The organism is Bacillus sp. FSL M8-0063 (genome assembly GCF_038005545.1).
Taxonomy (GTDB): Bacteria; Bacillota; Bacilli; order Bacillales; family Bacillaceae_G; genus Bacillus_A; species Bacillus_A wiedmannii.
Genome location: NZ_JBBOTJ010000001.1, coordinates 165,065 through 181,430 on the forward strand (window position 1 = coordinate 165,065; position 16,366 = coordinate 181,430).

Consider the following 16,366-nt stretch of genomic DNA (forward strand, 5'->3'; position numbering starts at 1 on the left):
TGGTTATGTAAATAGAAAGCGTTTTCTAAGGCGTACTTATAATGATAACGATTTCATAAATTTGATAGGGGGAATTAAAATGTTGCAGTTTTTACAACGTATTGGTAAAGCGTTAATGCTTCCAATCGCCGTACTACCAGCAGCAGGATTATTGCTTCGTTTAGGGCAACCGGATGTATTTGATATTCCTGTTATGGCACAGGCCGGCGCAGCGGTTTTTGATAATTTAGCACTTATTTTTGCAATTGGTATTGCAATCGGTCTTTCAGTGGATGGTAGTGGTGCAGCAGGTCTTGCAGGTGCAATTGGTTATCTGGTTATGAAAAACAGTATTGATGCACTTAGTAAGGGATATTCTACTGTAGAATTACAAGATAAATTAGGTAAAGTTCAAGATTTAATAGGCAATAGCGCAAATGTAGATCCATCTAAGCTGGCAGATACAATGACACAAGTATCTAAGGCCGCCGAATTATCGACTAAAGTGGATATGAAAGTTTTAGGTGGTATTATTGTCGGCGTTATAGCAGGATTCCTTTATAATAAATTCCATAAGATTAAACTTCCAGAATGGTTAGGTTTCTTTGCTGGAAAACGTTTCGTTCCGATTGTTACATCGGTTGTGATGCTAATATTAGGAATTCTATTCGCTCAAATTTGGCCAGCAATTCAAAATGCTATCGATGCATTAGCTCATGGAATTGTTAATTTAGGTGCAGTTGGTTCAGGTCTATTTGGTTTATTAAACCGTCTATTAATTCCAATTGGTTTACACCACGTAATGAACACATACTTCTGGTTCGTATTTGGTGACTTTACAAATGCAGCAGGTAATGTTGTAAATGGTGATATTGCTCGCTTCCTTGCAGGGGATAAAACAGCAGGTATGTTTATGACTGGTTTCTTCCCAGTTATGATGTTCGGTTTACCAGCAGCATGTTTCGCAATGATTGCAGCTGCTAAACCAGAAAAACGTAAAATGGTTACAGGTATGTTAGGTGGTCTAGCATTAACTTCATTCTTAACTGGTATTACAGAACCAATTGAATTCTCATTCATGTTCTTATCACCAGTATTATATGGTATTCATGCCGTGTTAACAGGTATTTCTTTATTTGTAACAACATCACTTGGCATTCACGATGGTTTCACATTTAGTGCCGGTGCAATTGATTACTTCTTAAACTTCGGTATTGCAACAAAACCAGTATTGCTAGCGGGAATCGGTTTAATTTACGCAGTAATTTACTTTGTAGTATTCTACTTCTTAATTAAGAAATTCGACCTAAAAACTCCTGGTCGTGAAGATGACGATGAGTTAGCTGAAGAGGATGATGCGCCAGTTGCAGGTTCAATTGGTGAAACTTACGTAGCAGCTTTAGGTGGAAAAGAAAACTTAACAGTTATTGATAACTGTGCAACACGTCTACGCTTACAAGTGAAAGATGCTGGTCAAGTAAACGAAGCAGCATTAAAACGTGCTGGTGCAAAAGGTGTTATGAAATTAAGTAACACGAGTGTCCAAGTTATCGTAGGTACAAATGTTGAATCCGTTGCCGATGATATGAAAAAACACGTATAAATAATGAGATAAGAGGATATCCCAAAAGATTGATAACATCAATTTTTTTAGAGGATATCCTCTTTTTTTGTTAACAATTTAACGGGAATCTTACTTTTGTAAATTTTCTTTTTCTTTTTCATACATATAGGTTGGTAATATGGGTAGTGCGTGATAAAGTAGGGATGACGTCGAATGGAATGTCAAAAATCTATGAAAAAGATCCGGAATGAATCTTGTGTAGTGGAATTAAATTATCGGTAAATAAGGGGAAAAAAGCAATCATGGATCAGGAAAAAAATAATGCGAATGGGAAAGCACGTCGGCCGATTGTATACATAAAAAGAACAATCATTCTCGTCTTACTATTTTCAGTTGTATATTTCATGTATACAAAAATTGTTGCGCATAATAAGAAAGAAGAAACTTTAAAAGCAGCAGAAATGAAGAAACAAGAAGAGCTAAAAAAGAAAGAAGAAAAGAAGAAGCAAGAAGCACAAAAACAAAAAGAGCAGGAAGAACAAGTAAAGCAAGTACAAGCTGTGGAAAAGCCTGCTGAGGGACCACCTCAAGAAATTAATGAAAACGCTCAATTAGATCAATATTTACAAAACGCAGGATTTAGCGGGACGGCTGTTATTGTGAAGAACGGAAAAGTTCTTTTAAATAAGGGATACGGTATGGCGAACAAAGAGAAACAAGTACCGAATAATTCAGAGACAACTTTTTATATTGGTTCTATTTCAAAGGCATTTGTAGCGACTGCTATTATGCAATTAAAGGATCAAAATAAATTAAACGTAGAGGATACGGTTGCAAAGTATATTCCAGATTTCCCTCAAGGTAATGGTATTCAGTTAAAACATTTACTAACACATACATCAGGAATCCCAGAGTATGAGCAGGGAACAGAGGATATTTCTCATGAAGAATTGATAAAACGAATAGGAAAGCAAAAGCGTGTTGGGGGTCCAGGAGAGAAATGGAAATATTCCGATTCGAACTATTCGATACTTGCCTACATCGCTGAGAAGGTAAGTGGACAACCGTTAGAAGAATATATTAAACAACATATTTTTGCTACTGCGGGTATGAAACATTCTGGTTTCGGTAAAGCGTTAGAGCAAACAAGGTTTCCATCGACAGGTTATAAAATAGTAAATAACAATATGACAACACCTAATATTCCAAGTATGTCACAACTATATGGTTGTGGTGATATATATACAAGTGCACATGATTTATATTTATTTAATGAAGCACTCTTCTCTGGGAAGTTAATTTCAAAAGAGAGCTATGATCAAATGTTTACAGGCGGAAAAAAAGATTACGGATTTGGTTGGTACGTAGACCCAGGTAGTTATTCAAATCACGGTGTAATGCCAGGATGGAATTGCTTAAATGGATTTAGTAAAAACGGAAGTGTGTATGTCGTTTTATTATCTAACATTCAAAACAACATTAAATCGTTTGGTAAAGTGAATAACGACATTTATACGATGTTGCGAAATATTGAAGTGTAAGAGGCTATCCTATTGGATGGTCTTTTTTTATTGAGGAAGTGTAGGGGGCAATGAGATAATGAAATAAAGTGAAACTTTAATCAGTGGGGGCCTTACTGCCAGTTAATGCGGGATAAATGGAAAAGGGGGGAGGGACATGAGTATACATAAGCATCACGCACGTAATGCAAAACGCATATTTTTTGTATCTGTCATTGTATGGATTATCGTCGCAATTGTATTAGTGATGGAATATAAAAAAGGAAGGCTGTTCACTTCGGAGAAAGAAAATCTGAAATTAATAAGTGTTGTACTACCAGCATTTGGATTATTAATATATAGTTTTATGGAAAAACGAAGGTCAAAAATGCTTAAACAGGAAAATTATAATATAGAGACTTCTGAATTATTTGAGCAAAAAAAATTTGTTGTTCGCAAAGAGGTAGGGGTATTTCAAGTAATAACGTACTTTGGATTAGATGGCAGTGCATTAGGATTTTTAAAAGAAGAGTATGATTTGGTTATTCAACGTGTATGGCAAGCTGTACTTTCGTTTCTTTTTAAGGGACTACATAAGCAACAATTTTATTTGTATAATCACTCGGGAGAAAAATTATTGCGTGTTCAAAAGGAGAAGGGATTACGCAATTTCTATACTTTTTCTAATGTAGATGGAAAGAAAATTGGAGAGTTGAAACAAGTACTAAGTTTAACAAAGTGGGAATGAATCTTTTTAGGGATGGATGGTAAAGAATTTGGTAAAGTGACTGGGGACCTTTCAGCAACAATGCAGAAAATAGATTGGCGAGATGGAACGCATATTGATGTAAAAGAAGATGGTATTCCTTTAGAAGCTGTTAAGTATTTCTCGGTAAGTGGTGGTTCACTTGTTACAGCTTCTATAAGTGAGCAGGCAGAATTACCACGAGCGGTTTATTACAGTGTCTCTGCGATAGTTACAATTAAAAATTAAAATATACAAAAAGATAGATGGGATACCATCTATCTTTTTTAGGTGACTAGAAAAGATTGTTTCTTTGAAAATGTATGCCTTACCTATCACAAAAAAAGCCTGCTCTGTATACATTAAGATGTATGGATGTAATTTTTAAACTTTAAAAAATAATAGGAGGAGAAGTATATGTGTCTGTTCAAAAAATATTGGCATAAATTATCTCGATTATTTAATAGACAATTAGGCTATTTTTTAGATGACAAATTATTACCTGCTGTGGAACGAATTTTATTTTCGCAAAACTTTGCAAGGTTTATTCAAAGAAATTCAAAGAAAGCTACGGAAGAATTTATTGAATCAAGTCAATTTCAATCTATTATTTGTAACATATTAAAAGAATGTAATACATCACCGTTTAAAGAAATTGCAAAGCAATATTTAGGTAAAAACGTCGAAATTACTGTGACGGTTGGACAGCTAACAGGTGTGATTGTAGCAGTTGGTGATGATTTCTTAACACTGCAAGAAGGAATCGGAACTGAAGTTTTAGTACCATTTACAAGTATTATATCAATTAAAGAAGCGTAAGAAAGGAGATTTATATATGTTATTTACTGATGAATTGCGTAACCATGTTGGTGAGTTAGTGCAAGTTGTGACAGCTGTTGAAATTGTTGCAGGTATTCTGTTATCTGTGACAGATGGGGCAGTAAGTGTTCGTACTTCTCCTTCTTATGGAACACCGGAAGATGTAGTTGTGCGTACTCCTATTATTGCTTATGTTCGCTTGGAAGGGTAAGCGTGATACAAATATGAGAGTATCAGTTGTTATTCCAGCACATAATGAAGCGAGTACTTTATCACAAGTTTTAGTAGAAGTGGAGAAGCTCGAACCTTATGAAATTATCGTAGTTGATAATGGATCGACAGATGGGACAAAAGAAATAGCGTTACAACATCATTGCCATGTCATTTATTATCACTATTCTCTTGGCAATGATGTTGGACGGGCAATCGGAGCAAGAGAAGCGAAAGGTGACATTGTTTTGTTTTTAGATGGTGATATCGTCATTGATAGCAAAGAGTTGCAACGTTTCGTAAAAGGAATTCAGCAAGGCCACCAAATTTTTGTGAATAATTTAACATGGTCCGTTTATTTAAAGATGAGACCGCATTATACGACAGTTGGCAAGTGTATGTTGAATCGTTATTTGAATAAAAAAGATTTTGTTGTTGGATCTTTAATCGCAATTCCACATGCAATGAGTAGGGAAGTTATTCAGAAATTTGGTTGGTGGAATTTAGCAGATCCAGCGCTGTTTCAAGCGATGGCGATGTCTAGAGGAGTAGATATTGTCGATACGGCTTCGGTCGATGTTATTCATACAAATAAAGTGCGTCCTGTGCATACTGGTACATCACCCGATTCGCCTTATCCGAAAGCGACTAGTCGTATTATGGGAGATCATTTACGTGCTCTGCAATACGTAATCGAAATATATGGTAAGCGTGGTGGTTTTTCGGAAGGAAATAGGGATAGAGGGTTTATAGGAAAGTATAAACCAGTTGTATTACAAAAGAAAAAAGCGAAATATAGTGCGATCATCCCCGTATCAGAAGAGAAAATGACGATAAGGTCTGTTATACAAGAAGTAAAAAAAGCAGGTGTAGATGAAATTATAGTGGTTGCGAATGGAGCTGATATTGAGACAAGTAAACAAGCAAAGTTAGAGAATGTGATCGTTATTGAATTCGAGGAGGCTCTCGGGCATAATGTGGCCCGAGCGATAGGCGCTATGCATGCCACGGCCGATATTTGTTTATTTGTCGATGGTGATTTTGTTATTCCGGGAAAAAAACTAATTCCATTTTTACATGCTATTGAAGATGGGTATGATGTGGCATTAAATGACTTACAGTGTTTATTAGATATGTTTCATCCGGCAGATCCAATTAGCATGGGGAAATATTTTGTGAATTTAGTAGCAAAACGACCAGATTTATGGAATAACTCATTAACGGCAGTACCACATGCTATGCATAAAAAGGTAATAGAACAAATAGGATATGACTCTCTCGTTATTCCTCCATTAGCTCAAATGAAAGCTATTTTGGAGGGATTTTCTATTACAGCAGTAGAATTTGTGGATGTAATAAAAACAAATCGAGTACGCCCAGAGCAACATGGATTTGTAAATGGACGTATTCCGGCATTTGACCGTATTTTCGGTGATCAACTTGAGGCGATTGCACATTTATTACAATCCACAGACGAACGCGGGAGTTTTACAGATGGAGAGCGGGATAGAAATATAATTCAACAATTGAGAAAGGAAGAAGAGAATACAAATGAATGTTAGTAGTACAGTTGCCATTATCGGATTAGGATATGTTGGCCTTCCTTTGGCAGTCCATTTTGCAGAGAGAGGACATACAGTACTTGGATTAGATAAAGATACTAGAAAAATAGAATCAATTGTAAAAGGAGAAAGTTATATTCCGGATGTTTCTTCTAAATTGTTACAAAGTTTATTGGCTAAAAAAAAATTAATAGTAAATACACCGGATCAAGGTATTGCTGATTTTCAAAATAGTGATTATGTTATTGTCACTGTCCCGACTCCAATTAATGAACAAAGAGAACCAGACTTAAGTGCCCTCATTTCAGCTTCGCATTATATACAACAAAACCTTCAAAAAGGACAAACCTTCATTTTCGAAAGCTCCACATATCAAGGTACGCTCGAGGAAGTTATTATTCCGATTGTTTCTCAAGGCGGCCAAAAGGTAGGAGAAGATTTCTATATCGGATATTCTCCTGAGAGAATTGATCCAGCAAATAGTCAATATTCCGTTCAGGATATTCCAAAGGTTATTAGTGGACAAACTGAACAGTGCAAACAAAAGGTACAGGATTTATATAGCACAATTTTCGATGTAGTCGTTCCTGTTAGCTCTCCAAAAGTAGCGGAAATGTGTAAGTTATTTGAAAATATTCAGCGCCTAGTCAACATTTCATTAGTAAATGAGTTAAACACACTATGTGAAAGTTTAGGAATTGATTTTTATGAGGCGCTTGAAGCTGCATCTACAAAACCGTTTGGATTTACCCCATATTGGCCAGGACCAGGAATAGGGGGACATTGTATTCCAGTAGATCCTTTATATTTCCAATGGAGAATAAAAAAGAATGGGACAATTAGTAAATTAATTGAAGCAGCACATGTGATTAATGAAGAAATGCCAGAGAAAATAGTCCGGAAAGTAAAAGGCATGGTGCAATCACCTGCATCAGTTTTAATTGTAGGAATTGCGTATAAGAAAGATGTAAATGATTTGAGAGAATCACCGGCTTTACCAATTATTGAATTGTTAATAAAAGAAGGATATGAGATAGAATATCACGATCCATATATTTCTTCTACAAAATTTGGAGATAAGTTGTACCAATCTGTTTCTTTGGATGAACAAGTCATTAAACAAGCGGATTGTATTTTAATTTTAACTGATCACTCTAATATCGATTGGAAGCTTTTTAAAGGAATGAAGCGAGTAATAGATACACGTGGAATTATAAAGAAGGTGAGTGTATGAGTAAGAAATGTTTAATTACAGGTGGAGCAGGATTCATTGGATCGCATCTAGCCGAAGAATTGGTGAAAAGAGGAAATGAAGTCACGATTGTGGATAACTTCTATAAAGGAAAAAATAAATATCATGATGAGTTAATGAAAGAAATTCGGGTTATTCCAATAAGCGTTTTAGATAAAAATTCTATTTATGAATTAGTAAATCAACATGATGTAGTGTTTCATTTAGCAGCAATTTTAGGTGTGAAAACGACAATGGAAAAGAGTATAGAGCTTATTGAAACGAATTTTGATGGAACGAGAAACATTTTACAAGCAGCGCTAAAAGGAAAGAAGAAAGTAGTCTTTGCGTCTACTTCAGAAGTATATGGTAAGGCAAACCCACCCTTTTCTGAAGAGGGGGATCGATTATACGGGGCAACTTCTAAAATACGTTGGAGTTATGCAGTGTGTAAAACGTTAGAAGAAACATTATGTTTAGGCTACGCATTAGAAGGTTTACCGGTAACGATTGTTCGTTATTTTAATATTTATGGTCCAAGAGCGAAAGATGGTCCGTATGCAGGGGTAATCCCACGATTTATCAGTGCAGCCCTACAAGGAGAAGACATTCTCGTATATGGAGATGGAAAGCAGACACGTTGCTTTACGTATGTAAGTGATGCGGTAGAGGCAACGATTCGAGCAATGGATGAGAAGGTAAATGGTGAGATTATTAATATAGGTTCTGAGAACGAAAAGAGTATAAAAGAAGTAGCAGAAGTAATTAAAAAGCTAACGAAATCTTCTTCAAAGATTGTCCAAGTTCCTTTCGAAGAGGTATATCCACATGGTTTTGAAGAAATTCCAAATAGAAGACCAGATGTAACGAAATTAAAAGAACTTGTGCAGTTTCAAGCGACAGTAACGTGGGAACAAGGATTGAAAGAAACTATTAAATGGTTTCGTGAAGAAAACAATGGCTAAGTCGCTGTCGGTTATTATACCTGTATGTAATGAAGCGGATACGATTTCAGACGTTATTCAATCGGTAAAAGGATTGAATCCAGTAGAGGTTATTGTAGTAGCAAACGGTTGTGATGATGGTACAGAAGAGGTTGCTGATCGTTTAGGGTGTAAAGTAATCAAGTATACAGAGCTACTAGGGAATGATGTTGGCCGTGCGGTTGGTGCAAAACATGCGATAGGTGATGTATTACTATTTATAGATGGAGATTTTGCTATTCAAACTTCAAAATTACAATTATTCCTGAATCCAATTTTACATGATCAAGCCGACATCGTTTTAAATAATTTGGACGCATTATTTTTAAAGAAACAAAAACCGCACTCTGTGACAGTATGGCGCCAAATATTAAATGCAATGTTAGAGCGTGAAGAGTTAAAAATTGATTCTTTATTATCTGTACCTCATGCGTTGACGAAAGAAGTTGTTCAAAGCATTGGATATGAATGTTTCGTTAATCCTATTGTAGCTCATTTACGCCTAGTACAAAGCAAATGGAGAATGAGTCGTCATTGTGCAATTGACGTTATTACGCCGAATAAATTTCGGCCAACCGAGCATGCTGCGTATGGAACGGGTCTTTCTCAATCTGAAAAACGGATGATAGGTGATCATATAGAAGCTGTAGCGGAGCGAATAGTAGGCAGTGATGAGCGCGGAGGGTATTATGATGGAAATAGGAAAAGAGAGTGTGTCTATCATACTTTAAGTTTCGAAGATTTTTATCAAGGATGGGGCGTTACATCTAAGTTGTATAAAGGAAAGCAATTATCGGTCATTATTCCTGTACAAGATGAAGAGAAAACAATTGGAAACGTAATAGAAGAGCTTCGCAAAATTGAACCTTTTGAAATTATCGTTGTTGTAAATGGTTCATCTGATAAAACAGCAACGATTGCAAAAGACAAGGGAGCAACAACAATTGTATATAAAGAAGCACTGGGTAACGATGTGGGGCGTTCACTTGGAACTTATTTCGCCAAAGGAGAAATTGTGTTATTTATAGACGGTGATTTTGTTATTCCAGCTAGTGAGCTATATCCATTTGCAAAAGCTATTGCAGATGGAATGGATGTCGCATTAAATGATCTAAATCATTATTTAGATTTAAGAGTACCGCTTCATCTTGTAACTGCATTTAAATATGCATTAAATTTAGCTTGTGATAGAAAAGATTTAGGAGTAGGCTCTCTTATCGCTGTACCGAATGCGTTTAGCCGTAAGTGTTTGAAAGAAATCGGGTATAGATCTTTACTGTCACCTTGTGTAGCCCAAGTGAAAGCTATTCTGTCAGGATTCGAAATTGCGTGTGTAAGTCGTGTAGAGGTCGATAAGATGAATCGCATTCGTCCCAGTGAACATTTTGCAAAAATAGGTCATCCTCCAGCTGTTTTGCGAATTATAGGTGATCATATAGAAGGATTAGAGCAATTAATTGTATTAGAAGGCAGCCGTGGTGGATTCTATGATGGGAATAGAAAAAGAGATGTTTTAGAGTAGTAACAAAAAAAGTGTACAACATATGTACACTTTTTTGTTCTGTTATAAAAACTATAACAGATTAGGAGATAAGAGTATTACAGCTCTACAATGGGTATTGTTCTTATATTACAAAATAGGACTCGTATATAAGGATACCAAAAAAATACAATTAAGGAAAGGGTTAATTATAAAGACTTTTAAGTGAAGTTAACACTACGCATATAGTAGTTTGCTCAACTTTTCACAAACATGTCACAACTATTTCGTTCACTTTAGCAAAAAAGTAGTATTCTAAGTGTGTAAGCTGTTATATAAAAAATCTTAGTCCTGTACTAATCAAAAATGGAGGAGATTAGGATGACTCAAGTATTAGAAAATGTTAAAAACGCATGGGAAAACTTTAAAGGTGAAAAATGGAAAGCAGAGATTGATGTTCGCGATTTCATTTTAAATAATGTAAACGTTTTCGAAGGGGATGAATCTTTCTTAGCGGGAGCAACTGAAGCAACGAAACAACTTTGGGATCAAGTAATGGATTTAACAACGAAAGAACGTGAAAACGGTGGCGTTCTTGATATGGATACAAAAATTGTTTCTTCTATTACATCACATGAACCAGGATATTTAAATAAAGATATTGAAAAAGTAGTTGGTTTCCAAACTGAAAAACCATTTAAACGTTCTTTACAACCATATGGTGGTATTCGTATGGCGGAACAAGCTTGTGAATCTTATGGATACGAAATGGATAAAGAACTTAGCAGTATTTTCAGAGACTGGAGAAAAACGCATAATCAAGGTGTATTTGATGCATATACACCAGAAATGAAAGCGGCTCGTAAATCAGGTGTAATTACTGGTCTTCCAGATGCATACGGACGTGGACGTATTATCGGTGACTACCGACGCGTAGCATTATATGGTATTGATCATTTAATTGAAGTGAAAAAAGCTGATTTGAATTTAACTGGCGGTGTAATGAGCGAAGATACAATGCGTTTACGCGAAGAGTTATCTGAGCAAATGCGTGCACTTCAAGAGTTAAAACAAATGGCTGCTTCTCATGGCTTTGATATTTCTAAGCCTGCAAAAAATACACAAGAAGCATTCCAATGGTTATACTTCGCATATCTTGCAGCGATTAAAGAGCAAAATGGAGCTGCAATGAGTCTTGGACGTACTTCTACATTCTTAGATATTTATATTGAAAGAGATTTAGCAAATGGTACTTTGACAGAAGAAGAAGTACAAGAAATAGTGGATCACTTCATTATGAAATTACGTCTTGTGAAATTTGCAAGAACACCTGATTATAATGAATTATTCTCTGGTGATCCAACTTGGGTAACTGAGTCTATCGGTGGTATGGCATTAGATGGACGTGCATTAGTAACAAAGAACTCATTCCGTTTCTTGCATACATTAGATAATTTAGGACCAGCTCCAGAACCAAACTTAACAGTTCTTTGGTCTAAACAATTACCGCAGAACTTTAAAAACTACTGTGCAAAAATGTCTATTAAAACATCAGCAATTCAATATGAAAATGATGACATTATGCGTGCTGACTACGGTGATGACTACGGAATTGCTTGTTGTGTATCTGCAATGAGAATTGGTAAACAAATGCAATTCTTCGGCGCACGTGCAAACTTAGCAAAAGCATTACTATATGCGATTAACGGTGGTAAAGATGAAAAATCTAAAGCACAAGTTGGTCCTGAGTACGCACCTATTACTTCTGAAGTATTAGATTATGAAGAAGTTATGCATAAGTTTGATATGACAATGGAATGGTTAGCGGGTCTATATTTAAACACATTAAATGTTATTCATTACATGCATGATAAATATAGCTACGAACGTATTGAAATGGCACTTCATGATACAAATGTTCTTCGTACAATGGCAACAGGTATCGCGGGTCTATCTGTAGTAGCAGACTCGTTAAGTGCAATTAAACACGCAAAAGTAAAACCAATTCGTGATGAAAACGGTATTGCAGTTGACTTTGAAATCGAAGGAGATTTCCCTAAATACGGTAACAATGATGACCGTGTAGATGAAATCGCTGTAAATCTTGTAAAAACATTTATGAATAAACTTCGTAAACATAAAACATACAGAAATTCTGTTCATACAATGTCGATCTTAACAATCACATCTAACGTTGTATACGGTAAGAAAACTGGTAACACTCCAGATGGTCGCCGTACTGGAGAACCATTTGCACCAGGTGCGAACCCAATGCATGGCCGTGATACAAAAGGTGCATTAGCTTCATTATTATCTGTAGCTAAATTACCATATGAAGATGCACAAGATGGTATTTCTAATACATTCTCTATTATTCCAAAAGCACTTGGTAAAGAAGATGATGTACAAGTACGTAACTTAGTATCAATGCTTGATGGTTATGCAGTAAAAGAAGGCCATCACTTAAATATTAACGTATTTAATCGTGAAACATTAATGGATGCGATGGAACATCCTGAGAAATATCCACAATTAACAATTCGCGTATCTGGTTACGCTGTAAACTTTATTAAATTAACTCGTGAACAACAAATCGATGTAATTAATCGTACAATGCATGAAAGTATGTAAGTGAAAAAGTGTCCCTCTGCTTTTTATAAATAGCAGAGGGAGGCTGCTTCAATAAAGGAGGAAGTAACATGATAAAAGGAAGAATTCATTCTGTAGAGTCTTGTGGTACTGTTGATGGCCCAGGAATTCGTTATGTCATATTTACACAAGGGTGTTTATTACGTTGTCAATACTGTCATAATGCTGATACGTGGGAGATCGGTAAAGGAAAAGAAATAACAGTTGAAGAAGTAATGCAGGATGTGACATGTTACCTTCCTTTTATTGAAGCTTCTGGAGGCGGTATAACAGTTAGTGGTGGTGAACCATTATTACAGCTAGATTTCTTAATTGAATTATTTAAGAAATGTAAGGAAGTTGGAATCCATACAACAATTGATTCTTCGGGTGGTTGTTATTCTGAAGAACCAGAATTCCAAAATAAGCTAGATATTTTAATGGATTACACAGATTTAGTTTTATTGGATTTGAAACATATTGATTCAAAGAAACACCGTAAATTAACAGGGAAACCAAATGAACATATTTTACAATTTGCTCGTTATTTATCGGATAAAAATAAACCAATTTGGGTAAGACACGTATTAGTTCCTGGTGTTACGGATAATGAAGAGGATCTACAAAAATTATCTAGCTTTATTCAAAGCCTGTCTAATGTTCAGAAGGTTGAAGTGCTACCATATCATAAGCTTGGTGTATATAAATGGGAGGCACTTGGGCATAAGTATCCACTTGCGAATGTAGAACCACCTACTGAAAAAAATGTAGAGCAAGCAAGACATATTTTACAAGCAGTCTAATCCAAATATTGGATTAGGCTTTTTGCTTTCTTTACAATAAAACCTAGAGTATGTATATAGAAAAGAGTATACTGAAAATAGAATATCCATATTTTTGTAAGGAATAAGTGGAGAAATTTACATAATTGTAAAGGGAAATCAAAATAGTAAAAAGAATTAAGAAGTAAAAGAGTGAGTATCATGGAATAGAGAACATTTGTAAGTTATTGCGAAAGCTCTTATAGGAAAGTATAATGTAAAGATATGAGCACAGATAGGATTAAGGGGTCAATCTTATATGCTTTGCATATCCACGACAGGTACATAGCTGAAAGAGAAGTATTAGAATCTGTTTATGTAATTTTTAAGGAAAATGTTTTTCCTATTGTCGTATATGCAATATGGAGAAACAATAAGCTAGGAGTGGATTTGTTTGATAAAAAACCCCAAGGTTTTAATATTAACTGCACATTACGGTAATGGTCATGTGCAAGTAGCGAAAACATTAGAACAAACATTTCGCCAAAAAGGAATTAAAGATGTAATTGTATGCGATTTGTTCGGAGAATCACATCCAGTTATAACCGATATTACAAAATATTTATATTTAAAAAGTTATACAATAGGAAAAGAATTATACCGCTTGTTTTATTATGGCGTAGAAAAAATTTATGATAAAAAAATAGCATCTTGGTATGCGAATTTTGGAAGAAAACGTTTGAAATTACTTTTACAAGCAGAGAAACCGGATATTGTTATTAATACTTTTCCGATCATAGCTGTACCAGAGTTAAAAAAGCAAACAGGTATTTCAATTCCTGTGTATAACGTATTAACGGATTTTTGTGTGCACAAAATATGGATTCATCGGGAAGTAGATCGTTATTTTGTAGCAACTGATCACGTAAAAAAAATTATGATTGATATTGGTGTGCCCGCGGAGCAAATTGTTGAAACTGGAATTCCGATTCGTAGTAGTTTTGAGCTGAAGATCAATCCAGACATTATATATAATAAATATCAGTTATGTAAGAATAAAAAGATTTTACTAATTGTAGCAGGTGCTCATGGGGTATTAGGAAGTGTAAAAGAACTATGCCAATCATTTATGTCAGTACCTGATTTACAAGTAGTTGTCGTTTGTGGAAAAAATGAAGCGTTAAAACAGGATTTATTAGGGGTTCAGGAAAAAAATCCTGATGCATTAAAAGTATTTGGTTATGTTGAAAATATCGATGAATTATTCCGTGTTACTTCTTGTATGATTACGAAGCCGGGCGGTATTACGTTAAGTGAAGCGGCAGCATTGCAAGTACCTGTCATTTTATATAAACCTGTTCCAGGACAAGAAAATGAAAATGCGATGTACTTTGAAAGAAAAGGCGCTGCAGTTGTCATTCGTGATGATAGTGAGGTTTTTGCAAAGACAGAGGCGTTATTGCAAGATGATATGAAGCTTCTTCAAATGAAAGAAGCGATGAAAAGCATTTATCGTCCGGAGCCAGCTGGTCATATTGTGGATACAATTTTGACAGAAAACCATGTAGAACCGAATCATATACCTATTAAATCACCTGCTCTTGCACAATTATTTACTTAATATGAAACCCTCTTTTATATGTTTAAAGAGGGTTCTTTATTGTTTTATAAGATAAAGTGGTAACTTATCCACATGAAGATTACGCTTTCATTAAACAGTAAAGTCGAAATATTAACAACTATATCCACATTATCCACAATTTTTAGAAAACTATCCACAATTCTAACATTTACTATGCGTCACAACATATAAACTTGTGAAGGGTTTGTTGAATTTATTCACAATTCTATAAATTGTGTGGATAACGTTATCCACACAAAAAAGGTTCCTTATTTATAAGGAACCTTTTTTGTCTATTCTATCACGTAGAAAAAATATGTAATGAGAATGAATAATTAGGGGGGAAAACGTCTAATTATTCATTCTCACTTTAAATACTTTTCGAGCGATAACCCGCTGCGCGATCTGCTTTGCGAAATTCTCGTTGGTAGAGAACTTCTTGTGTACTAGATAATGTGTTTTTTGTTTTGTCACGTTTCTTTTTATCCATTACAAATCACCTCGTGTCCTAAAGTCACTATCTATCGTTTCCAAAGACATGGGGTGATATACGTATATGGCAAAATGTTAATGATTAATTATCTTTTCTAAAAATTTAGATTACGCTTCTTTTAATTGGTGAGCATCTTGGAACGTTGTATCTCGCATTGTAGCAAGTGTATATTGATCTTTTGGGATTTCATATAAGTTATATACTTCTTCATTTGCGTTAATTTCATCATAAACGGCTTTTCTTGTTTCGTTTGCTAGATTTACATATTGTAGTTTTTCGGCAGCTTTAATAGAACGAATATTTATTTTACGAATACGCATAAAGATTGTTTCAATATCTAATTCATAGAAAAGTTCACTAAAAAATGAATCTTTCGCCAATTTATTATAGCCTTTTCCATGATAGGGTTTGCCAAGCCATGTTCCGAGAAATCCGGCTTTTTCTTGCACATCAAATAAAGTAATTGTTCCGATAGGGTTACCCCATTCATCTAAAATTGTGCGTGAAATTAATTCCCCACGCTCTTCAGCTTCAATCGTTTGTTTCGTTAAAAATAAATACTCCTCATAAGAATAAGCCTTTTGACGCACAAAAGGGAAGACAGCTGGGTCCACCATTAACTCGTATAGAACGTGGCTGTCGTGTAAGTCGCGTTTTTTCAACATACTAACTCCTCCTCACACGAGGGTAGCATGACGAAAAAACACCCCACCCTCGAAATTTTTATATCAATCTTTAAAAAATTTCGGGGTGGGAATCGAACCCACTAGAACCAGTTTCTAACGCTGGTG

At 35.2% G+C, this 16,366-nt stretch carries 13 protein-coding genes and 1 pseudogene; 12 read left to right on the forward strand and 2 right to left on the reverse strand.

Annotated elements, in window-relative coordinates:
• Nucleotides 1-79: 79 nt before the first annotated feature.
• From nagE to MKX31_RS00830, 12 genes and pseudogenes are all read left to right on the forward strand, one after another.
• On the forward strand, nt 80-1,582 hold the full coding sequence (gene nagE, locus MKX31_RS00775) for an N-acetylglucosamine-specific PTS transporter subunit IIBC (protein WP_064477256.1): 1,503 nt from the start codon (nt 80-82) through the stop codon (nt 1,580-1,582).
• Nucleotides 1,583-1,845: 263 nt separating this feature from the next.
• Nucleotides 1,846-3,084, forward strand: a complete 1,239-nt coding sequence (locus MKX31_RS00780; protein WP_088046945.1) for a serine hydrolase domain-containing protein — start codon at nt 1,846-1,848, stop codon at nt 3,082-3,084.
• Between the two features lie 136 nt (nt 3,085-3,220).
• A pseudogene (locus tag MKX31_RS00785) lies at nt 3,221-4,036 on the forward strand (sugar ABC transporter ATP-binding protein).
• A gap of 168 nt (nt 4,037-4,204) precedes the next feature.
• A complete protein-coding gene (locus MKX31_RS00790; protein WP_098102473.1) occupies nt 4,205-4,606 on the forward strand; it encodes a DUF2642 domain-containing protein in 402 nt (133 codons plus the stop codon).
• Nucleotides 4,607-4,622: 16 nt separating this feature from the next.
• Nucleotides 4,623-4,817: a hypothetical protein gene (locus MKX31_RS00795; RefSeq protein WP_098102474.1), complete on the forward strand. Its 195-nt coding sequence runs from the start codon at nt 4,623-4,625 to the stop codon at nt 4,815-4,817.
• 13 nt (nt 4,818-4,830) lie between these two features.
• Entirely contained in the window at nt 4,831-6,378 is a 1,548-nt protein-coding gene (locus MKX31_RS00800; RefSeq protein ID WP_229135727.1) for a glycosyltransferase family 2 protein, read from the forward strand.
• Nucleotides 6,368-7,612 (forward strand): nucleotide sugar dehydrogenase, encoded by a 1,245-nt coding sequence (locus MKX31_RS00805; RefSeq protein WP_340979733.1) that lies wholly within the window; start codon nt 6,368-6,370, stop codon nt 7,610-7,612. Before MKX31_RS00800 ends, MKX31_RS00805 begins: the two co-directional genes overlap by 11 nt.
• Nucleotides 7,609-8,574 carry an NAD-dependent epimerase/dehydratase family protein gene (locus MKX31_RS00810; protein ID WP_000037030.1) on the forward strand — a complete coding sequence of 322 codons (966 nt, stop codon included), beginning with the start codon at nt 7,609-7,611 and terminating at the stop codon, nt 8,572-8,574. The genes MKX31_RS00805 and MKX31_RS00810 overlap by 4 nt, the downstream gene beginning before the upstream one ends.
• Nucleotides 8,567-10,114, forward strand: a complete 1,548-nt coding sequence (locus MKX31_RS00815; RefSeq protein ID WP_064477262.1) for a glycosyltransferase family 2 protein — start codon at nt 8,567-8,569, stop codon at nt 10,112-10,114. The genes MKX31_RS00810 and MKX31_RS00815 overlap by 8 nt, the downstream gene beginning before the upstream one ends.
• Before the next feature lie 339 nt (nt 10,115-10,453).
• Nucleotides 10,454-12,703 (forward strand): formate C-acetyltransferase, encoded by a 2,250-nt coding sequence (gene pflB / locus MKX31_RS00820; protein ID WP_098102477.1) that lies wholly within the window; start codon nt 10,454-10,456, stop codon nt 12,701-12,703.
• Nucleotides 12,704-12,771: 68 nt separating this feature from the next.
• Nucleotides 12,772-13,503, forward strand: a complete 732-nt coding sequence (gene pflA, locus MKX31_RS00825; RefSeq protein ID WP_000589742.1) for a pyruvate formate-lyase-activating protein — start codon at nt 12,772-12,774, stop codon at nt 13,501-13,503.
• A gap of 412 nt (nt 13,504-13,915) precedes the next feature.
• On the forward strand, nt 13,916-15,082 hold the full coding sequence (locus MKX31_RS00830) for a diglucosyl diacylglycerol synthase (RefSeq protein WP_064477264.1): 1,167 nt from the start codon (nt 13,916-13,918) through the stop codon (nt 15,080-15,082).
• Nucleotides 15,083-15,452: 370 nt separating this feature from the next.
• Here MKX31_RS00830 and MKX31_RS00835 read toward each other — a convergent pair whose 3' ends face one another.
• Together MKX31_RS00835 and MKX31_RS00840 are read right to left on the reverse strand one after the other, a co-directional pair.
• The gene (locus tag MKX31_RS00835; RefSeq protein WP_000358487.1) at nt 15,453-15,572 is read right to left on the reverse strand and encodes a YfhE family protein; all 120 of its coding nucleotides are present in this window, start codon (nt 15,570-15,572) and stop codon (nt 15,453-15,455) included.
• Between the two features lie 110 nt (nt 15,573-15,682).
• Nucleotides 15,683-16,240, reverse strand: coding sequence for a GNAT family N-acetyltransferase (locus MKX31_RS00840; protein ID WP_000914737.1), 558 nt, complete (start codon nt 16,238-16,240; stop codon nt 15,683-15,685).
• Nucleotides 16,241-16,366 lie beyond the last annotated feature (126 nt).